20 protein-coding genes are annotated in these 20,346 nt (G+C 70.9%); 7 read left to right on the top strand and 13 right to left on the bottom strand.

The window, feature by feature from the left end:
* Positions 1-164 precede the first annotated feature (164 nt).
* Complete coding sequence (gene dapA / locus AC069K_RS15885) at positions 165-1,037, top strand: 4-hydroxy-tetrahydrodipicolinate synthase (protein WP_365105123.1); 873 nt, start codon at positions 165-167, stop codon at positions 1,035-1,037.
* A gap of 34 nt (positions 1,038-1,071) precedes the next feature.
* Here dapA and dapD read toward each other — a convergent pair whose 3' ends face one another.
* Together dapD and AC069K_RS15875 are read right to left on the bottom strand one after the other, a co-directional pair.
* Positions 1,072-2,067, bottom strand: coding sequence for a 2,3,4,5-tetrahydropyridine-2,6-dicarboxylate N-succinyltransferase (gene dapD / locus AC069K_RS15880; RefSeq protein WP_358834171.1), 996 nt, complete (start codon positions 2,065-2,067; stop codon positions 1,072-1,074).
* 10 nt (positions 2,068-2,077) lie between these two features.
* Positions 2,078-3,346, bottom strand: a complete 1,269-nt coding sequence (locus AC069K_RS15875) for an MFS transporter (protein ID WP_478616294.1) — start codon at positions 3,344-3,346, stop codon at positions 2,078-2,080.
* A 98-nt stretch (positions 3,347-3,444) separates the two neighbouring features.
* Here AC069K_RS15875 and AC069K_RS15870 point away from each other — a divergent pair, with 98 nt between their 5' ends.
* Entirely contained in the window at positions 3,445-4,332 is an 888-nt protein-coding gene (locus AC069K_RS15870) for a winged helix-turn-helix transcriptional regulator (RefSeq protein ID WP_478616291.1), read from the top strand.
* Positions 4,333-4,496: 164 nt separating this feature from the next.
* Here the strand turns inward: AC069K_RS15870 and AC069K_RS15865 are convergent, their stop codons facing one another.
* From AC069K_RS15865 to AC069K_RS15830, 8 genes are all read right to left on the bottom strand, one after another.
* Positions 4,497-4,835, bottom strand: coding sequence for a metal-sulfur cluster assembly factor (locus tag AC069K_RS15865; protein WP_365105137.1), 339 nt, complete (start codon positions 4,833-4,835; stop codon positions 4,497-4,499).
* A complete protein-coding gene (gene sufU, locus AC069K_RS15860; protein WP_358834177.1) occupies positions 4,832-5,296 on the bottom strand; it encodes a Fe-S cluster assembly sulfur transfer protein SufU in 465 nt (154 codons plus the stop codon). The genes AC069K_RS15865 and sufU overlap by 4 nt, the downstream gene beginning before the upstream one ends.
* Before the next feature lie 48 nt (positions 5,297-5,344).
* Positions 5,345-6,616, bottom strand: coding sequence for a cysteine desulfurase (locus AC069K_RS15855; RefSeq protein ID WP_358834178.1), 1,272 nt, complete (start codon positions 6,614-6,616; stop codon positions 5,345-5,347).
* Positions 6,613-7,377, bottom strand: coding sequence for a Fe-S cluster assembly ATPase SufC (gene sufC / locus AC069K_RS15850; protein ID WP_358834179.1), 765 nt, complete (start codon positions 7,375-7,377; stop codon positions 6,613-6,615). Before sufC ends, AC069K_RS15855 begins: the two co-directional genes overlap by 4 nt.
* Before the next feature lie 6 nt (positions 7,378-7,383).
* On the bottom strand, positions 7,384-7,704 hold the full coding sequence (locus AC069K_RS15845) for a bifunctional 3-phenylpropionate/cinnamic acid dioxygenase ferredoxin subunit (protein WP_358834180.1): 321 nt from the start codon (positions 7,702-7,704) through the stop codon (positions 7,384-7,386).
* Complete coding sequence (gene sufD / locus AC069K_RS15840) at positions 7,704-8,888, bottom strand: Fe-S cluster assembly protein SufD (protein WP_478616285.1); 1,185 nt, start codon at positions 8,886-8,888, stop codon at positions 7,704-7,706. The genes AC069K_RS15845 and sufD overlap by 1 nt, the downstream gene beginning before the upstream one ends.
* Positions 8,889-8,953: 65 nt before the next feature.
* Positions 8,954-10,375, bottom strand: coding sequence for a Fe-S cluster assembly protein SufB (sufB, locus tag AC069K_RS15835; protein ID WP_358834182.1), 1,422 nt, complete (start codon positions 10,373-10,375; stop codon positions 8,954-8,956).
* Complete coding sequence (locus tag AC069K_RS15830; protein WP_365105145.1) at positions 10,372-11,112, bottom strand: helix-turn-helix transcriptional regulator; 741 nt, start codon at positions 11,110-11,112, stop codon at positions 10,372-10,374. Before AC069K_RS15830 ends, sufB begins: the two co-directional genes overlap by 4 nt.
* A gap of 359 nt (positions 11,113-11,471) precedes the next feature.
* On the opposite strand from AC069K_RS15830, the gene AC069K_RS15825 reads away from it, so the two are divergent.
* From AC069K_RS15825 to AC069K_RS15815, 3 genes are read left to right on the top strand one after another with little or no spacing between them, the layout of a single operon-like run.
* A complete protein-coding gene (locus AC069K_RS15825; RefSeq protein ID WP_365105148.1) occupies positions 11,472-12,398 on the top strand; it encodes an ABC transporter ATP-binding protein in 927 nt (308 codons plus the stop codon).
* Positions 12,395-13,168, top strand: a complete 774-nt coding sequence (locus AC069K_RS15820; RefSeq protein WP_365105150.1) for an ABC transporter permease — start codon at positions 12,395-12,397, stop codon at positions 13,166-13,168. Before AC069K_RS15825 ends, AC069K_RS15820 begins: the two co-directional genes overlap by 4 nt.
* A 57-nt stretch (positions 13,169-13,225) precedes the next feature.
* The gene (locus AC069K_RS15815) at positions 13,226-14,230 is read left to right on the top strand and encodes a COX15/CtaA family protein (protein ID WP_358834186.1); all 1,005 of its coding nucleotides are present in this window, start codon (positions 13,226-13,228) and stop codon (positions 14,228-14,230) included.
* Here AC069K_RS15815 and AC069K_RS15810 read toward each other — a convergent pair.
* The 3 genes from AC069K_RS15810 to AC069K_RS15800 all read right to left on the bottom strand — a co-directional run bounded on the left by AC069K_RS15810 (position 14,204) and on the right by AC069K_RS15800 (position 16,766).
* Entirely contained in the window at positions 14,204-15,307 is a 1,104-nt protein-coding gene (locus tag AC069K_RS15810) for an amidohydrolase (protein ID WP_478616278.1), read from the bottom strand. The two genes, AC069K_RS15815 and AC069K_RS15810, sit on opposite strands and share 27 nt — an antisense overlap.
* A gap of 72 nt (positions 15,308-15,379) precedes the next feature.
* Positions 15,380-15,721 (bottom strand): hypothetical protein, encoded by a 342-nt coding sequence (locus AC069K_RS15805; protein ID WP_358835282.1) that lies wholly within the window; start codon positions 15,719-15,721, stop codon positions 15,380-15,382.
* 91 nt (positions 15,722-15,812) lie between these two features.
* A complete protein-coding gene (locus AC069K_RS15800; RefSeq protein ID WP_358835283.1) occupies positions 15,813-16,766 on the bottom strand; it encodes a heme o synthase in 954 nt (317 codons plus the stop codon).
* Between the two features lie 329 nt (positions 16,767-17,095).
* On the opposite strand from AC069K_RS15800, the gene tkt reads away from it, so the two are divergent.
* Positions 17,096-19,183, top strand: a complete 2,088-nt coding sequence (tkt, locus tag AC069K_RS15795; protein ID WP_478616274.1) for a transketolase — start codon at positions 17,096-17,098, stop codon at positions 19,181-19,183.
* A 35-nt stretch (positions 19,184-19,218) separates the two neighbouring features.
* Positions 19,219-20,337: a transaldolase gene (tal, locus tag AC069K_RS15790; protein ID WP_365105160.1), complete on the top strand. Its 1,119-nt coding sequence runs from the start codon at positions 19,219-19,221 to the stop codon at positions 20,335-20,337.
* Positions 20,338-20,346 lie beyond the last annotated feature (9 nt).

Raw genomic sequence — 20,346 nt, 5'->3', positions numbered from 1 at the left:
GAAACGACGGGACGGACGGGAACGGACACGCCGGTCCCCCATGGTGGCGTACGCGGCGGCCCCCGCCAAGAGCGCCTGCGGCGGCCACACTTCAGCACTGCTGTGGATGAACGGCAAGAAGATCTAAGTAGACCTTCACGCTCAGTACGGCCCAGACTGCGGCCATGAGCACTCCCCGCCCCTTCGGGCGCGCACTCTGCGCCATGGTCACGCCGTTCACCGCCGACGACCGACTCGACCTCGACCACGCGCGACGGCTGGCGGCACGCCTGGTGGCCGGGGGCTGCGACGGGCTGGTGCTCAGCGGCACCACCGGCGAGTCGCCCACCACCACCGACGCGGAGAAGGCGGCGCTGGTCCGGGCGGTGCGCGCGGAGGTCGGCCCGGACGTCCACGTCGTGGCCGGGGTCGGCACCGCGTCCACCCGGCACACCGTGGAGCTGGCCCGGCAGGCCGAGGAGGCGGGCGCGAACGGCCTGCTGGTGGTCTCGCCGTACTACAGCCGCCCGCCGAGCGAGGCGGTGGAGGCGCACTTCCGTACGGTGGCGGACGCCACGGGTCTGCCGGTGATGCTCTACGACATCCCCGGCCGCACGGGCGTCCGGATCGGTACGGACACGCTGCTGCGGCTCGCGGAGCACGAGCGGATCGTGGCGGTCAAGGACTGCGCCTACGACCTGCTCGGCTCCACCAAGGTGATCGGCCGCACCTCGCTGGCGTACTACTCGGGCTGCGAGGAGACGAACCTGCCGCTGTACGCGGTGGGCGGCGCGGGGTACGTCAGTACGGTGGCGAACGTGGCCCCCGCCCAGATGCGGGCGCCGCTGGACGCCCACGACAAGGGCGACCCGATGGAGGCGGCCCGCCTCAACCACCTCACGCTCCCGCTGACGGAGCTGATGATGGCGTCGGGGCTGCCGGGCACGGTGACGGCGAAGGCGCTGCTGGGCAGTCCGGTGCGGGAGCCGCTGCGGCCCGCGTCCCCGGACCGGGTCGCCGCACTGCGCGAGGCGTACGACGACCTGGTCCACGGCTAGCCACGGGCTCGGACCACCTGGTGGAGCGGGGGCGTCAGTTGTGCGCGTGCAGAACCTCGTTCAGGCCGCCCCACACGGCGTTGTTGGGCCGGGCCTCCACCGCGCCCGTGACAGAGTTCCGCCGGAACAGGATGTTCGACGCCCCCGAGAGCTCGCGCGCCTTCACGATCTGCCCGTCCGGCATGGTCACCCGCGTACCGGCGGTGACGTACAGGCCCGCCTCCACGACGCACTCGTCGCCGAGCGCGATGCCGACGCCCGCCTCGGCGCCGACCAGGCACCGCTCGCCGATGACGATACGGACGTTGCCGCCGCCCGAGAGCGTGCCCATGGTGGAGGCGCCGCCGCCGATGTCGGAGCCGTTGCCGACGACGACGCCGGCGGAGATGCGGCCCTCGACCATCGAGGTGCCCAGGGTGCCCGCGTTGAAGTTCACGAAGCCCTCGTGCATCACGGTGGTGCCCTCGGCCAGGTGGGCGCCCAGACGCACCCGGTCGGCGTCGGCGATGCGGACGCCCTTGGGGGCCACGTAGTCCGTCATGCGCGGGAACTTGTCGATGGACGTGACCTGGAGGTGCAGCCCGGCGGCGCGGGCGTTCAGCCGCACCGTCTCGACGTCGTCGACGGCGACCGGGCCGAGCGAGGTCCAGGCGACGTTGGCGAGGAGGCCGAAGAGGCCGTCCAGGTTCTGCCCGTGCGGCTTGACCAGGCGGTGCGAGAGCAGGTGCAGCCGCAGGTAGGCGTCGTGGGCGTCGAGCGGCTTGTCGTCGAGCGAGGCGATGACCGTACGGACGGCGACGACCTCGACGCCCCGGCGCTCGTCGGTGCCGAGGGCGGCGGCGGCGCCCTTGCCGAGGAGTTCGGTGGCCCGGTCGGCGCTCAGGCGCTCGGTGCCGGCCGGTCCGGGCTCGGTGGTGAGCTCGGGGGCGGGGAACCAGGTGTCGAGGACGGTGCCGTCGCCGGCGAGGGTGGCGAGGCCGGCGGCGACGGCGCCGGTGGAGCGAGAAGCAGTAGCAGTCGTGTCGGTCATAGCGGAAAACCTAACCGGCGGCGGCCCGCAGGAGCGAACCGGTCTCAGGTGCCGGGCGCGCGCCGCCGGGCAGCTCACCGCCCGCGCCGCCGTGAACGTCGCCCCCGGGCGGCGGCTCCGGCAGCCTCCGGGCCCACAGCACCGCCAGCCCGGCGAGGCCCGCGAGGAGGGCGCACAGGGGCCACAGCAGGGCGGGCGCGGCGGTGTACAGGGCGCCTCCCAGTGGCGGGGCCAGCACCTGGCCGCTGATGGAGGCGCCCGCGTACAGGCTCTGGAAGCGGCCCTGCGCGTGCGGCGGTGCCTGGTCGGCCACGTACGCGGTGGCGGTGGTCTTGTAGAGGATCTCGCCGAGGGTGAGCGAGACCACCAGGGCGAGGGCCCAGCCGAGGGCGGCGCCCGGGATCAGCAGCGCGTAGCCGAGGCCGACCAGGAGCAGCCCGCAGCCGACGACGCTCAGCGGCGCGCGGCCGCGCAGGGCGTGGGCGGCGGGCAGTTCGAGGCAGAGGATCACTGCGCTGTTGAGGGCGATCAGCCACCCGTAGACGTGGGCGTCCAGGCCGTGGTCGCCGAGGAAGACGGGCAGGGTGGAGTACTGCTGGCGGTAGACGAGGTCGACGCAGACGATCGCGGCGAGCAGCACCGGCACGGCGGGCCGGACCCGCAGCTCGCGCCAGAGACCGGGCGCCCGGGGGTCGTGGACCGGCCCGGCGTGGGCGGCCGCGCGGGCGGGCAGCACGCGGGCCGCGTACGCCGCGAAGAGCAGGGTGCCGGCGCCGTCGGCGGCGAAGAGCCAGTCGTACGACCAGTGGGCGGCGACCAGGGCGCCGAGCGGCGGGCCGACGGTGAAGCCCGCGTTGGACGCGAACCGCATCACCGCGAAGCCCTGGCGGCGGCTGCCCTCGGGGACGCCGACGGCGACGAGCGCGGAGTTCGCGGCCCGGACGACTCCGGAGGCGTACTGGGCGACCGGCAGCGCGGCGATCAGGACCGGGGTCGGCAGCGGTGCGAGGGCGGCGAGCAGGACGCCGCTGACCAGGGATCCCGCGAGCAGGGCGCGCCGGTGGCCGTACCGGTCGCCGAACCAGCCGCCGGTGAGGTTCCCGGCGACCAGGCCGACGCCCCCGATCCCGCCGATCACTCCGGCCTGCCCGACGCCGAGGCCGCGCGGGCCGGTCAGGTACACGAAGAGGTAGAGGAAGGTGAAGCTGACGACCGCGTTGAAGAACATGCCGAAGCACAGAAGCCGGACGTCTCTCGGTACCGCTCGCAAGGTCTTCACGCCGTCGCCCCCCGGCCCCGCCCTTAGTAAGTTCCCTATGGGAACGGACTATGTCAGCATGGGGTTCGCAGGTCAACGGCGTACGGAAGGATGGAGCCATGCCTCAACGCACCCGGCTCCACGACGAGCACTGCGCCATCGCCCAGGCCCTGGACGTCGTCGGCGACTGGTGGACCCTCCTGATCGTGCGCGACGCCGCACGCGGGGTGCACCGCTTCGACGCGCTCCAGCGCGAGCTCGGCATGTCCCGCAAGGTGCTCGCCGAGCGGCTGAGGCTGCTGGTGGAGACGGGGGTGCTGAGCCGGGAGCCGTACCAGGAGCGCCCGGTGCGGTACGAGTACCGGCTCACTCCGCGCGGCCGTGCCCTGCTGCCCGTACTGATCGCGCTCCAGGACTGGGGTGACACCTGGGTGCTGGGAGAAGGAGAGACGATGGCCACGGCGACGGAGCGGTCCGGGGAGACCGGGCGGCTGCGCGAGCTGGTGGGAACGAGGGTGCCCGCGCTCGAACTCACCGATGCCGACGGGCGGTCGCGGGACCCGGTGTCACGGGAGAGCGCGTACACCGTGCTCTACTGCTTCCCCGGCGCCTACGCCCGCAAGGAGTCCTATCCGCCGGGCTGGGCGGGCATTCCGGGGGCGCGGGGTTGCACGCTGGAGTCGTGCACCTTCCGCGACCAGCTCGCCGAGTTCACGGCGGCGGGCGCGAGCGTCCACGGCGTGTCCACCCAACGCCCGGACGAGCAGCGGGCGTTCGCGGACAAGGAGCACCTGCGCTTCCCGCTCCTGTCGGACGCGGACCTGGAGCTGACGGCCGCGCTGCGCCTGCCGACCTTCCGCACGGCCGGGGTGAGCCGCCTCAAGCGCCTCACCCTGGTGGTCGCCCGGGACCGGACGGTGGTGGAGGCGCTGTACCCGATCACGGACATCGAGGCGAGCGTACGGACGGCACTGGAGACGGTCCGCCGGGCGGGCGGCGGGGGCTGAGCGGGGGCGGCCGGGGCTCGGTGCGCGGCGCCGCCCGTGGCCGAGGCCTCCCCCTGAGCCGCACCGCCTCGCGGGCCGTCCTCCGCATACGTGAAAGGCCCCCGGCACCATCAGCACCAGAGGCCCCACACGTCATACAGGTCACGCAGGTCACACAGGGGGGATCAGACGTTGAACCCCAGCGCCCGCAGCTGCTCGCGGCCGTCGTCCGTGATCTTGTCCGGGCCCCACGGCGGCATCCAGACCCAGTTGATCTTGAGTTCGTTGACGATGCCGTCCGTCGCCGCCTTCGCCTGGTCCTCGATCACGTCGGTCAGCGGGCAGGCCGCGGACGTCAGGGTCATGTCCAGGGTGGCGATGTTGGCGTCGTCGATGTGGATGCCGTAGATGAGGCCCAGGTTGACGACGTCGATGCCCAGCTCGGGGTCGACGACGTCGTACAGCGCCTCGCGGACTTCTTCCTCCGAGGCCGGCTTCAAGGTGGCCCCTGCGTTCTCGGTCATGCGCTCTTCCTCTCGGCTTCGGCGCCCAGCGCCTGGGCCGTCGCGTCCTTCCAGGCCATCCAGCTCAGCAGAGCACACTTCACGCGCGCGGGGTACTTGGAGACACCGGCGAACGCGACCGCGTCCTCCAGGACCTCCTCCATCGCGTCGTCCGGCTCCAGCTGGCCCTTGGACTGCATCAGCTCCAGGAAGGTCTCCTGGATGCGCCGCGCCTCGTCGAGCTCCTTGCCGACCAGCAGGTCGTTGAGGACCGAGGCGCTGGCCTGGCTGATGGAGCAGCCCTGACCCTCGTAACTGATGTCCGAGATCTGCGAGCCCTCGTACTTCACCCGCAGGGTGATCTCGTCCCCGCACGTCGGGTTCACGTGGTGCACCTCGGCGTCACCGTCCCGCAAGCCCCGCCCGTGCGGATGCTTGTAGTGGTCCAGGATGACGTCCTGGTACATCGAATCCAGCTTCACAACGAATTACCTCGCGTCCCTGCAATCGCTCGCCGCACGTCCCGACCCCTAGCCGAAGAAGTTCCGTACGTGCTCCAGACCGTCCACCAGGGCGTCGACCTCGGCGGGCGTGGAGTACAGATAGAAAGACGCTCGCGTGGTCGCCGGAATTCCGTAGCGCAGGCAGGCCGGGCGGGCGCAGTGGTGGCCGACCCGGACCGCGATGCCCTCCTCGTCGAGGACCTGGCCCACGTCGTGCGGGTGGATGTCCCCGAGCGTGAAGGAGATCGCGGCGCCCCGGTCCTCGGCCGTGGTGGGGCCGATGATCCGCAGGTCCGGGACCTCCAGGAGGCGCTTGACCGCGTACTCCGTGATCGCGTGCTCATGCGCGGCGATCTTGTCCATGCCGATCGCCGAGAGGTAGTCCACGGCCGCGCCCAGGCCCACGGCCTGCGCGATCGGGGGCGTGCCCGCCTCGAACTTGTGCGGCGCCGGCGCGTACGTCGACGAGTGCATCGAGACCGTCTCGATCATCTCGCCGCCGCCGAGGAAGGGGGGAAGGTCCTCCAGCAGCTCCTGGCGGCCCCACAGGACGCCGATGCCGGTCGGGCCGCACATCTTGTGGCCGGTGAAGGCCACGAAGTCGGCCTGGAGGGCCTGTACGTCCAGCGGCATGTGCGGCGCGGCCTGGGAGGCGTCGATGCACAGCAGCGCGCCGACCTCCTGGGCGCGGCGGACGATCGCCTCGACCGGGTTGACGGTGCCCAGCAGGTTGGAGACCAGCGTGAAGGAGACGATCTTCGTCTTCTCGGTGATGATCTCTTCGATGTTCGAGAGGTCGAGGCGGCCGTCGTCGGTGAGGCCGAACCACTTCAGCTTCGCGCCGGTGCGCTGCGCGAGCAGCTGCCACGGCACGATGTTGGAGTGGTGCTCCATCTCCGTGATGACGATCTCGGTCTCGTGGTCCACCCGGTAGGGCTCGTCGGCCCAGCCCAGCATGTTGGCGACCAGGTTGAGTGACTCCGAGGCGTTCTTGGTGAAGATCACCTCGTCGCGGCTCGGCGCGTTGATGAACGCGGCGACCTTGTCGCGCGCGCCCTCGTACAGCGCCGTGGCCTCCTCGGCCACCGTGTACACACCACGGTGGACGTTGGCGTTGTGCCGCTCGTAGTACTCGTTGAGGGCGTCGAGCACCTGGCGCGGCTTCTGCGAGGTCGCCGCGCTGTCGAGGTACACGATCTTCTTGCCGTCGTGGACCACGCGGTCCAGGAGGGGGAAGTCCTTACGGATCGCCTCGTCAAGAAGATCAGACCCAGTGAGGAGGCCCGGCAGATGTGTCACTCGGATGCGCCGCCCTTCGTGTAAGCCTCGTAGCCCTCGTTCTCCAGCTTGTCGGCGAGCTCGGCGCCGCCGGACTCGGCGATACGGCCGTTCGCGAACACGTGCACGAAGTCGGGCTTGATGTAGCGCAGGATGCGCGTGTAGTGCGTGATCAGCAGCGTGCCGACCTCACCGGTCTCGCGGACGCGGTTGACGCCCTCGGAGACGACGCGCAGGGCGTCGACGTCCAGACCGGAGTCGGTCTCGTCGAGGATCGCGATCTTCGGCTTGAGGAGCTCCAGCTGAAGGATCTCGTGGCGCTTCTTCTCACCGCCGGAGAAGCCCTCGTTGACGTTGCGCTCGGCGAAGGCCGGGTCCATCTGGAGCTGCTCCATCGCGGACTTGACCTCCTTCACCCAGGTGCGCAGCTTGGGGGCCTCGCCGCGCATGGCGGTGGCGGAGGTGCGCAGGAAGTTGGAGACCGAGACGCCGGGGACCTCGACCGGGTACTGCATGGCGAGGAAGACGCCGGCGCGGGCACGCTCGTCGACGGACATCTCCAGGACGTCCTCGCCGTCCAGGGTGACCGTACCGCCGGTGATCGTGTACTTGGGGTGACCCGCGAGCGAGTACGCGAGGGTGGACTTGCCGGAGCCGTTGGGACCCATGATGGCGTGGGTCTCGCCCTGCCTGACGGTCAGGTCGACGCCCTTGAGGATCTCCCGGGGGCCGTTCTCGGCTTCCACGGTGACGTGCAGGTCGCGGATTTCAAGCGTTGCCATGGGGACTTAGTTCTCCTGGGATACGGAGACGAGCACATCGTCCCCTTCGATCTTTACGGGGTATACGGGCACGGGTCGCGTCGCGGGGAGGCCGGACGGCTTGCCGGTGCGCAGGTCGAAGCTGGAGCCGTGCAGCCAGCACTCGATCTGGCAGTCCTCCACCTCGCCCTCGGACAGCGAGACGTTGGCGTGCGAGCAGATGTCGTTGATCGCGAACACCTCGCCCGCCGTGCGGACGACCGACACCGGCGTGCCGTCGAGTTCCACCCGCTTCGGGGTGTCCTCCTCCAGCTCGCTCAGCGCGCAGACGCGGACGAAGGCGCTCATCAGACCGACGCCTCCAGCTCCGCCTCGATCTTGGCGAGCAGGCGCTCCTCGACGTCCGCCACGCCGACCTGCTGGACGAGCTCGGCGAAGAAGCCGCGCACCACCAGGCGGCGGGCCTCGGCCTGCGGGATGCCGCGCGCCATCAGGTAGAAGAGCTGCTCGTCGTCGAAGCGGCCGGTGGCCGAGGCGTGACCGGCGCCGGCGATCTCGCCGGTCTCGATCTCCAGGTTCGGCACGGAGTCGACCCGGGCGCCGTCGGTGAGTACCAGGTTGCGGTTCATCTCGTAGGTGTCGGTGCCCTCGGCCCTGGCCCGGATGAGGACGTCACCGATCCACACGGCGTGCGCGTCGTCGCCCTGGAGGGCGCCCTTGTACACGGCGTTGGACTTGCAGTGCGGCGTGTTGTGGTCGACCAGGAGGCGGTGCTCCTGGTGCTGGCCCTTGTCGGTGAAGTACAGACCGAAGAGCTCGGCCTCGCCGCCGGTGCCCGCGTAGGAGACGCGCGGGTGCAGCCGGACCAGGTCGCCGCCGAAGGTGACGACCACGGACTTGAAGGAGGCGTCCCGGCCGACCAGCGTGTTGTGCTGGGCGACGTGGACGGCCTTGTCGTCCCAGTCCTGCACGGAGACGACGGTCAGCTTGGCGCCGTCGCCGAGGACGAAGTCCACGTTGGCGGCGAGCACCGCGTCACCGGTGTGGTCGATGACCACGACGGCCTCGGCGAACGCGCCGAGCTCGACGACCTGGTGCGCGTAGACCGTGCCGCCCTCGCCGTGCACGGCGATACGGATCGGCTCGCTGAGGACCGCCTCCTTGGGGACGGTCACGACCGAGGCCTTCTCGAACGAGGAGTAGGCCTGGGCGGCGACCCGGTCCACCGGGGTGCCGGCCCGGCCGAGCCGCGCGTCCTCGCGGCCCACCGTCTCGACGGTGACGCCCTCGGGGGCGCTCACCTCGACGCGCAGCCCGTCGCCGGTCGCGACGGCGGTGCCGTCGTGCAGCCCGCGCAGCCGGTCCAGCGGCGTGAACCGCCACTCCTCCTCGCGCCCGTGCGGCACGGGGAAGTCCGCCACGTCGAAGGACGGGGGCGCGCTCATGCGCGTGGCGACGGTCGACTCGGCGGCCACCGCGATCGAGCCGGCGGTGGTGGAGCCCGCCGGGATGTTCTGCTGAGCCTCAGCCATGGCTGTCGTAGTGCTCTCTTCCTAGATCAGTCTGCGTTCGCTGCTTGGCGGGGACGGTGGCGGTACTAGCCGACCGAACCCTCCATCTGCAGCTCGATCAGCCGGTTGAGCTCCAGGGCGTACTCCATGGGCAGCTCCTTGGCGATCGGCTCGACGAAGCCGCGCACGATCATCGCCATCGCCTCGAACTCCGTCAGACCGCGGCTCATCAGGTAGAAGAGCTGGTCCTCGGAGACCTTGGAGACGGTCGCCTCGTGGCCCATGGACACGTCGTCCTCGCGGACGTCGACGTACGGGTAGGTGTCGGAGCGCGAGATCGTGTCGACGAGCAGCGCGTCGCACAGCACGTTCGACTTGGAGCCGTGGGCACCCTCGCCGATCTCGACCAGACCGCGGTACGAGGTGCGGCCACCGCCGCGCGCCACCGACTTGGAGACGATGTTGGAGGACGTGTTCGGCGCCATGTGGACCATCTTGGAGCCGGCGTCCTGGTGCTGGCCCTCGCCCGCGAAGGCGATGGACAGGGTCTCGCCCTTGGCGTGCTCGCCCATCAGGTAGACCGCCGGGTACTTCATGGTGACCTTGGAACCGATGTTGCCGTCGATCCACTCCATGGTCGCGCCCTCGTACGCCACGGCGCGCTTGGTGACCAGGTTGTAGACGTTGTTCGACCAGTTCTGGATCGTCGTGTAGCGGCAGCGGCCGCCCTTCTTGACGATGATCTCCACGACGGCGCTGTGCAGCGAGTCGGAGGAGTAGATCGGGGCGGTGCAGCCCTCGACGTAGTGGACGTACGCGTCCTCGTCCACGATGATCAGCGTCCGCTCGAACTGGCCCATGTTCTCCGTGTTGATACGGAAGTAGGCCTGGAGCGGGATGTCGACGTGGACGCCCTTGGGCACGTAGATGAACGAGCCGCCGGACCACACCGCGGTGTTCAGCGACGCGAACTTGTTGTCGCCGACCGGGATGACCGTGCCGAAGTACTCCTGGAAGAGCTCCGGGTGCTCCTTCAGCGCGGTGTCGGTGTCGAGGAAGATGACGCCCTGCTCCTCCAGGTCCTCACGGATCTGGTGGTAGACGACCTCGGACTCGTACTGGGCCGCGACACCGGCGACGAGGCGCTGCTTCTCCGCCTCGGGGATGCCGAGCTTGTCGTACGTGTTCTTGATGTCCTCGGGCAGGTCCTCCCAGGACTCCGCCTGCTTCTCCGTGGACCGCACGAAGTACTTGATGTTGTCGAAGTCGATGCCGGACAGGTCCGAGCCCCAGTTGGGCATGGGCTTCCTGTCGAACAGGCGCAGGCCCTTGAGGCGCAGCTTCAGCATCCACTCGGGCTCGTTCTTCTTCGCCGAGATGTCGCGGACGACGTCCTCGGAGAGCCCGCGCTTGGCGGCGGCACCCGCCGTGTCGGAGTCGGCCCAGCCGTACTCGTACGTGCCCAGGCCCTCGAGTTCGGGGTGGGCAGTCTCCGTGGGGAGAGTCATGCGGGGTTCCTCCCGGCCGTGCTTGTGGATGCTGATTCGGTGTCGTGCGTGGTCTGTGGTGCGCTGTGCGGGATGAACGTCGTGCACACCCCGTCGCCGTGGGCGATGGTGGCCAGACGCTGCACATGGGTTCCGAGCAGGCGGGAGAAGAACTCCGTCTCCGCCTCGCACAGCTGCGGGAACTGCTCGGCGGCGTGGGCGACCGGGCAGTGGTGCTGGCAGAGCTGCTCGCCCCGTCCGGGGAGGGGCGCGCTGCGCGCCGTAGCAGCGTACCCGTCGGCGGTCAAGGCCTTGGCCAGGGCCTCGGTGCGCTCCTCGGGCGGCGCCGCCTCGACGGCCTCGCGGTAGCCCTCGGCCTGGGCCTCGATCCGCGCGCGGGCGAAGGCGACGACGGCCTCCTCGCCGGCGGACCGCTCGATCCAGCGGAGCGCGTCCACGGCCAGCTTGTCGTACGACTGGTCGAAGGCGTCCCGCCCGCAGTCCGTGAGGGCGAAGACCTTGGCCGGCCTGCCGCGGGTCCGTGCCCCGTACACCCGCTGTTCGCGGGCGACGACCACGTCGTCGGCCACGAGGGCGTCGAGGTGGCGGCGGACGGCGGCCTGGGTGAGCCCGAGGCGCTTCGCGAGGTCCGCGACGGTGGAGGGGCCGTGGTCCAGGATGGAGCGCGCGACCCGGTTGCGGGTGGACCGCTCACCGGTCGCGATCTCCTCCTGCGGAGCCTCGCCGACGTTTTTCACAACACCATTGTTGCGTAATTCCTCAGAGCCTGACAAGCCACGTCCCGATCATCGAACGGTGCGGTGCATCACTTAGGCATACCTAAGCTGACCTGCGGAAACGATCTCCGATCGATCATCTGACGGACTGGGGAACACAGGGCCGACGACCCCTGTGACCTCGCCATATGGCCGACTCGGCACCTTGTTTCCGCCCTCCTGCCAGGCCCTCCCCGGCGAGCCCTAGAAGGGCCTCCGCCGCTCCCCGCGGACCCCGCGGCCGGCCGGAAATCGAAGGTCGCGCACGCGCGCGTCCCCGCCCCCGTACGACCCCCTCCCCCGGTCCGGCGCCCGTCGCGCGCTGCCTAGACTTGGCACCCATGAAGAGCGAGTCCGTCGTCCAGGTCACCGGCCTGGTCAAACGGTACGGATCGAAGACCGCCGTGGACGGCCTCGACCTGCGGGTCGCCGCCGGGACCGTCACCGCCGTCCTCGGCCCCAACGGTGCCGGCAAGACCACCACGATCGAGACCTGCGAGGGCTACCGCAGACCCGACGCCGGCACCGTCCGCGTCCTCGGCCTCGACCCGGTCACCGAGGCCGAGCGGCTGCGCCCGCGCATCGGGGTGATGCTCCAGTCCGGCGGGGTCTACTCCGGCGCCCGCGCCGAGGAGATGCTGCGCCACATGGCGAAGCTGCACGCCCACCCCCTCGACGTGCCCGCGCTCATCGAGCGCCTCGGCCTGGAGAGCTGCGGGCGCACCCCCTACCGCCGCCTCTCCGGCGGCCAGCAGCAGCGCCTCGCGCTCGCCCTGGCCGTGGTGGGCCGCCCCGAGCTGGTCTTCCTCGACGAGCCGACCGCGGGCCTCGACCCGCAGGCCCGCCGCGCCACCTGGGACCTCGTACGGGAACTGCGCGCCGACGGCGTCAGCGCGGTCCTGACCACGCACTTCATGGACGAGGCCGAGGAGCTCGCGGACGACGTGGTGATCGTCGACGCGGGCCGGGCGGTCGCCCAGGGCTCCCCCGAGGAGCTCTGCCGGGGCGGCGCGGAGAACACCCTGCGCTTCACCGGGCGCCCCGGACTCGACCTCGCCTCCCTCCTCAAGGCGCTGCCCGACGGCACGGCCGCGGCCGAGCTGACCCCCGGCGCGTACCGCATCAGCGGCACCGTCGACCCCCAGCTGCTGGCCACCGTCACCTCCTGGTGCGCCCAGCACGGGGTGATGCCCGACGGCATCGCGGTGGAGCGCCACACCCTGGAGGACGTCTTCTTGGAGCTGACCGGCAGGGAGCTGCGCCGATGAGTGTCGGTACCGGTACGTACACGCCGAACCCCGGGGCCGCGCCCGTCGGCCGGATGATCGGCGCGCAGACCGCGCTCGAGACGCGGATGCTGCTGCGCAACGGCGAGCAGCTGCTGCTCACCGTGGTCATCCCGACGCTGCTGCTCGTGCTGTTCAGCGGCGTCGACATCATCGACACCGGCGCGGGGAAGTCCGTCGACTTCCTCACCCCCGGGATCCTGGCGCTCGCCGTGATGTCGACCGCCTTCACCGGGCAGGCCATCGCCACCGGCTTCGACCGGCGCTACGGCGTGCTCAAGCGGCTCGGCGCGTCCCCGCTGCCGCGCTGGGCGCTGATGACCGCCAAGACGCTGTCGGTGCTGGTCACCGAGGTCCTCCAGGTCGTCCTGCTGACGGCGATCGCCTTCGCGCTCGGCTGGTCGCCGCACGGCAACCCGTTCGCGGTGCTGCTGCTCCTGGTGCTCGGCACCGCCGCCTTCTCCGGGCTCGGACTGCTGATGGCGGGCACCCTGAAGGCCGAGGCGACGCTCGCCGCGGCCAATCTGGTCTTCCTGCTGCTCCTGGTGGGCGGCGGGGTCATCGTGCCGATGGACAAGTTCCCCGGCGGCGTGCAGACGGCCCTCGGCCTGCTGCCCATCTCGGCACTCTCGGACGGGCTGCGGGACGTGCTCCGCAGCGGGGCCTCGATGCCCTGGGGCGACCTGGGGATCCTGGCGGTCTGGTCGGTCCTGGGACTGGGCGCCGCGGCGAAGTTCTTCCGCTGGGAGTGAGGGGCGCGGCAGGGGGCGGCGACCCCTCGTGAAAACGTGCACAAACGGAGCCCTACGATAGGGGCCATGCCGAACGTGACCCGAGCCGAAGCGGCTCAGGCGGTGCGCAACCCGCTCGCCTTCATCGCCGAGCGGTGGACGCCGTCCCCGCGGACCGTCCAGCGCGCGGCGCTCATCGCCGTCGTCATGGCCGTCGTCATCGTGGTGACCGGCGGCGCGGTACGGCTCACCGGGTCCGGGCTCGGCTGCCCGACCTGGCCCAAGTGCACCGACCAGAGCCTGACGCCGACCGGCGAGATGGACTTCCACAGCGCCGTCGAGTTCGGCAACCGGATGCTGACGTACGTGCTGTGCGCGGCCGTCGGCTGGGCGATCATCGCGGCCCGGGCCGCGAGCCCCTGGCGGCGCGGTGTCACGCGGCTCGGCTGGATCCAGTTCTGGATCGTCATGGGCAACGCGGTCCTGGGCGGCATCGTCGTCCTGGTCGGCCTCAACCCGTACACCGTCGCGGCCCACTTCCTGCTCTCCACCGCGCTCCTGACCGTCGCGCTGATGACCTGGCAGCGCGTCCGCGAGGGCGACGGCGCTCCGCGTCCGCTGGTGGGCCGGGCCGTGGTCCAGCTGACCTGGCTGCTGACGGTCGCGGCCGGCGCGCTGGTCGCGGTCGGCACGGTCGTCACCGGCTCCGGGCGCCACGCGGGCGACTCCAGCGACGTGGACCGCATCCCGCTGAACTGGACGATGATCAGCCAGCTCCACGCCGACCTCGCCTGGGTCGTGGTGGCCCTCACGGTCGCGCTCTGGTTCGTCCTGAAGGCGGTCGACGCCCCCAAGGGCCCGCGCGACCGGGCGCGCGAGCTGTTCCTGGTGCTGATGGCCCAGGGGGTCATCGGGTACGTCCAGTACTTCACCAAGACCCCCGAGGCCCTGGTCGCCGTGCACATGCTCGGCTCCTGCCTGGTGTGGATCGGCGTGGTCCGGGTCGTGCTCTCGCTGCGCGAGCGGCCGCACACCGCCGTGCCGGTGCCGGCCCAGTCAGACCCGGCGCTCACCCGCGCCTGACAGCCCGTACACCCGCCGGGCGTTCCCCGCCCCGATCATCGCGGCGACCCGCTCGGCGTCGCTGCGCGCCCACGCCCCGTCGGCCACCCACGCCCCCAGCACCCGGCCCAGCGCGTGGGTGAACAGCCGCGCGCCCACCACGTGCAGTTCGGGCAGGCCGCGCGCGCCGCTGGAGTAGAGCAGCTTCCCGAACGGCGCCAGCTCCAGCAGCTCGGCCAGCACGTCCGCGGCGCGCGCCCCGGTGCGCACCAGGGCCGGGCCCACGTCGGCGTACACATGCGGGAAGACGCTCGCCAGATGGGCGGCCTGGCGGTGGTACGGATAGCCGTGCAGCAGCACCAGGTCCGTGCCCAGGCCGTTGGTGGCGGCGGCGAACCCCGCGAGCCCGGTCGCGTCGTCCATGCCGAGCCGCAGCTGGAGCGGGCGGCCGGAGGCGACCGCGCTCCACAGCAGGTGCCGCAGCAGCACCGGGTCCTCCAGCGGCTCCTGGATGCGGCGCCGCAGGAGCCAGCGGCCCGCCGCCCCGCGCACCTCGCCGGGTCCGGGCGGCGCCGGGTCGAGGCTCTGGCGTACGGCCGTCACGGAGAGGAAGGCCACGGCGGAGGCGGCGGCGGTGTGCACGGCCTCGGCGAGGTTGGCGAGGAAGGCGTCGACCGTGCCGGAGGTGTCGGCGACCTGTTCGGCCAGCGGCTCCAGCCGGACGATCTCATGGGCGTCGGCCGAGGCGGCGGCGGCCAGCTCGCCGGGCCCGGTCAGATCCCCGGGCAGGCTCGTGTCGACCAGATAGGTGGAGACCCCCGAGCCGCGCAGCAGCCGTCGTACGGTCTCCAGGACGCCCAGCTCGCGCCGGCGGGCGAGGTAGCGGGCCGGGGCGCAGTGCGCCTCCAGGCCCAGCAGCGGCGGGCACCAGCGGCGCACCGCGAAGCCGGTCTGGGTGTCGAAGAACGTCGTGCCGGGGGCGGGCGGGGCACCGGTCCTGCCGAGCTGCGTCTCGAACGTGCCGAGCCCCAGTTCGGTGCGGAGCACGCCGTGGCAGTACTGGTCCACCAGGTCCGGCTGCGGCACGGCGTCGATCATCCGGGGCTCCCTGGGTGGTGTGCTTCCACCTCACTAACGGGTGAGCCCCGGATGAGTGTTGCTGTTTGCCGTTCAGCCGTTCTTAGGACCGCCGAGCTGGATGCCGGCCATCCGGCTCCACTCGTAGCGGCCGGTCCTGACCTTGGCGGCGAACTCGCCGTCGAAGTCCTCGTGGACGGTGATCCCGGCCTTCTCGACCGCGCTCAGCGCGATGGCGTGGCTGGGGGCCACCAGGTCGCCCCAGCCGCCGTCCCCGCCGACCAGCACGATCCGCGCGCCGCGCTGACCGATGTACGCGACCTGGCCCTCGGCGCCGCCGTGCTCCTTGGCGAAGTGGCCGATCTGCTTGGCGAGGCGCGCCGCCCGCCGCTCGGCCTTGGCGGCCTGCTTCTCGTCAACCTGGGTTTCTGCCATGCCCAGGATGCTACTCGCGAGTAGATCCAGATGCGACGGGAGGGCCCCGTGGCCTGTGCCACTGGGCCCTCCCGTCACGAGGTGCGCGTGCCTACCGCAGGAACGGGTCCACCGCGACCGCCACGAACAGCAGCGACACATAGGTGATCGACCAGTGGAACAGGCGCATCTCCTTGAGCTTCGCGCCGGTCACGCCCGCCTTGGCGCGGTTCTGGAGGCCGTGCGCCTCCCAGAGCCACCAGCCGCCGGAGACCAGCGCCACCGCCGTGTAGAACCAGCCGGTGTAGCCGAGCGGCGTCAGCAGCAGGGAGACCGCGACCATCACCCAGCTGTACGCGACGATCTGGCGTGCCACCACCCGGTTGGAGGCGATGACCGGCAGCATCGGGACGCCCACGCGCGCGTAGTCGTCCTTCACCTTCATCGACAGCGGCCAGTAGTGCGGCGGCGTCCAGAAGAAGATGACCAGGAAGAGGATGACAGCGGCCCACGACATCGAGTCCGTGACGGCCGACCAGCCGATGAGCACTGGCATACAGCCCGCGATGCCGCCCCAGACGATGTTCTGCGAGGTGCGGCGCTTGAGGATCATCGTGTAGACGACCACGTAGAAGAGCAGCGCACCGAGGGACAGCGCGGCGGACAGCCAGTTGACGAGCAGTCCGAACCACAGCGTCGAGACGACCGCGAGGGTGATGCCGAAGGCGAGGCACTCGCGCGGCGAGACCATCCCGGTCACCAGCGGCCGCTGCGAGGTGCGGTCCATCAGGGCGTCGATGTCGCGGTCGATGTACATGTTCAGCGCGTTGGCGCCGCCGGCGGAGAGATACCCGCCGACGGTGGTGGTCAGCACCAGCCAGAGGGACGGAACACCCTGCTCGGCCAGGAACATCACCGGAATGGTGGTGATGAGGAGCAGTTCGATGATCCGCGGCTTGGTCAGTGCCACGAACGCCTTGACGCGGGCCCCGAACGGCCGATGGGCCCCCGGGCTGGGAGTCAAGACGACCCCTGCGGGTCGGGACTCGACGGCCGTCACGCACACCCCTGACAGAGAATTCCCAGCAAGTCCCGGGGCAATCGGTCGGATGGGCCCGGACGTTCCGGGCAAGAGAACCCGGTGAAGACTTGCGCGTACCACGCCACTGTAGACGTTGCCCAGACGCCGCCCTTCGCGGGGGTGGGCTCGTGTTGGCGCCGGGTCGCGAAGACCGCGCCGTGAGGCGGAAGTGACCGGTCTTGGGCACTCTGGAGTGTGTGTCCCAACCGGTGGGCAGTCGAAAAAATGAGCGTTCCGGCGGGGGTAGGCTCGACAACGCCCGGTGCGCCCACAGTCACCGGGAACGAACATGTGGAGAGGAGCCCTGACCCAGGGTGAGCACCAAGCCGACCACCACAGACCTTGAGTGGACCGAACTGGACCAGCGGGCCGTAGACACCGGCCGCGTCCTGGCCGCGGATGCTGTACAGAAGGTCGGCAACGGCCATCCTGGTACGGCGATGAGCCTGTCCCCGGCCGCGTACACCCTCTTCCAGAAGGTGATGCGCCACGACCCGGCGGACGCCGACTGGACCGGGCGCGACCGCTTCGTGCTGTCCGCGGGCCACTCCTCCCTGACGCTGTACGTCCAGCTCTACCTGGCCGGGTACGGCCTGGAGCTGGACGACCTGAAGGCCTTCCGCACCTGGGGCTCCAAGACCCCCGGTCACCCGGAGTACGGCCACACCACCGGCGTGGAGACCACCACGGGACCGCTGGGCCAGGGTGTCGCCAACGCCGTGGGCATGGCCATGGCCGCCCGCTACGAGCGCGGTCTGTTCGACCCGGAGGCGGCCCCCGGCACCTCCCCGTTCGACCACTTCGTCTTCGCGATCGCGGGCGACGGCTGCCTCCAGGAGGGCATCTCCGCCGAGGCGTCCTCGATGGCCGGTCACCAGAAGCTGGGCAACCTGGTCCTGCTCTGGGACGACAACCACATCTCGATCGAGGGCGACACCGAGACCGCCGTGTCCGAGGACACGCTGAAGCGGTACGAGGCGTACGGCTGGCACGTCCAGCGCGTGGCCCCCAAGGAGAACGGCGACCTGGACCCCAAGGCGCTGTTCGAGGCGATCGAGGCCGCCAAGGCCGAGACCGAGCGCCCCTCCTTCATCGCGATGCGCTCGATCATCGCCTGGCCCGCCCCGCACGCGCAGAACACCGAGGCCGCGCACGGCTCGGCGCTCGGTGACGACGAGGTGGCCGCCACCAAGCGCGTGATGGGCTTCGACCCGGAGAAGACCTTCGAGGTCGCCGACGAGGTCCTCGCGCACACCCGTGGCGCCCTCGACCGCGGCCGTGAGGCCCGCGCCGAGTGGGAGAAGTCGTTCGCCGCCTGGCGCACCGCCAACCCCGAGCGCGCCGCCGAGTTCGACCGGATCAACGCGGGCGAGCTGCCCGAGGGCTGGGAGGAGAAGCTCCCGGTCTTCGAGACCGGCAAGGGCGTCGCCACCCGCGCCGCCTCCGGCAAGGTCCTCCAGGCTCTGGGCGCGGTCATTCCCGAGCTGTGGGGCGGCTCCGCCGACCTCGCGGGCTCGAACAACACGACGATCGACAAGAACTCGTCGTTCCTGCCCGCGGGCAACCCGCTGCCGGAGGCCGACCCGTACGGCCGAACGATCCACTTCGGCATCCGCGAGCACTCGATGGCCGCCGAGATGAACGGCATCGCGCTCCACGGCAACACGCGTATCTACGGCGGCACCTTCCTGGTGTTCTCCGACTACATGCGCAACGCGGTGCGGCTGTCGGCCCTGATGCACCTGCCGGTGACATACGTGTGGACGCACGACTCCATCGGTCTGGGCGAGGACGGCCCGACCCACCAGCCCGTCGAGCACCTGGCCTCGCTGCGTGCCATCCCGGGTCTGAACGTGGTCCGCCCGGCGGACGCCAACGAGACCGCGATCGCCTGGCGCGAGATCCTCAAGCGCTACACCAAGGTGTTCGGCAAGGGCGCCCCGCACGGCCTGGTGCTCACCCGCCAGGGCGTGCCGACGTACGAGCCCAACGAGGACGCGGCCAAGGGCGGTTACGTCCTGTTCGAAGCCGAAGGGGGCGAGCCGCAGGTCGTGCTCATCGGCACCGGCTCCGAGGTCCAGCTCGCCGTCGAGGCGCGCGAGGCGCTGCAGGCCGAGGGCGTCCCGGCCCGGGTGGTCTCGATGCCGTCCGTGGAGTGGTTCGAGGAGCAGGACCAGGCGTACAAGGACAGCGTCCTGCCGCCGTCGGTCAGGGCCCGGGTCGCGGTCGAGGCCGGCATCGGCCTGACCTGGCACCGGTACGTGGGCGACGCGGGCCGCATCGTCTCGCTGGAGCACTTCGGCGCTTCGGCCGACGGCAAGGTCCTCTTCCAGGAGTTCGGCTTCACCGCCGACCACGTGGCCGCCGCCGCCCGGGAATCTCTCGCCGCCGCCGCGCGCTGACGCCGGTATACGAACTAGTAGGAGATGCATTTCTCATGACAGACGCACTCAAGCGCCTCTCCGACGAAGGCGTCGCGATCTGGCTCGACGACCTGTCGCGCAAGCGGATCACGTCCGGCAACCTGGCCGAGCTGATCGACCAGTCGCACGTGGTCGGTGTCACCACCAACCCGTCGATCTTCCAGAAGGCGATCAGCCAGGGTGACGGCTACGACACCCAGCTCACCGACCTCGCGGCCCGCAAGGTCACCGTCGAAGAGGCCATCCGCATGATCACGACGGCGGACGTGAGGGACGCCGCCGACATCCTGCGGCCGGTCTTCGACGCCACCGACGGCCAGGACGGCCGGGTCTCCATCGAGGTCGACCCGCGCCTGGCGCACGACACCCGCGCCACGGTCGCCGAGGCCAAGCAGCTGGCGTGGCTGGTGGACCGCCCGAACACGCTCATCAAGATCCCCGCCACCCGGGCGGGCCTGCCGGCGATCACCGAGACCATCGGCCTCGGCATCAGCGTCAACGTCACGCTGATCTTCTCCCTGGAGCGCTACCGCGCGGTCATGGACGCCTACCTGGCGGGCCTGGAGAAGGCCAAGGAGCGCGGCCTGGACCTCTCGAAGATCCACTCCGTGGCGTCCTTCTTCGTGTCCCGGGTGGACACCGAGATCGACAAGCGGATCGACGCGCTCGGCACCGACGAGGCCAAGGCCGCCCGCGGCAAGGCCGGTCTCGCCAACGCGCGGCTCGCCTACCAGGCGTACGAGGAGGTCTTCTCCTCCGACCGCTGGGCCGCCCTCGACAAGGCGCACGCCAACAAGCAGCGTCCGCTGTGGGCCTCCACCGGCGTCAAGGACAAGGCGTACAAGGACACCCTGTACGTCGACGACCTGGTCGCCCCCAACACGGTGAACACCATGCCGGAGGCCACCCTGGAGGCGGCCGCCGACCACGGGCAGGTCACCGGCGACACCATCTCGGGCACCTACGAGCAGGCCCGCGCCGAGCTCGACGCCCTGGAGAAGCTCGGGATCTCCTACGACGAGGTCGTGCAGCTCCTGGAGGACGAGGGCGTCGACAAGTTCGAGGCGGCCTGGAACGACCTGCTCAAGTCGACCGAGGCGGAGCTCAAGCGCCTGGCACCTTCGGAGGGCTAAGACCTTGAC

This window comes from Streptomyces sp. NPDC043908, from assembly GCF_056435525.1.
The sequence above is the reverse complement of the archived record's forward strand: the minus strand, read 5'-3'. Positions and strand labels throughout refer to the sequence as shown.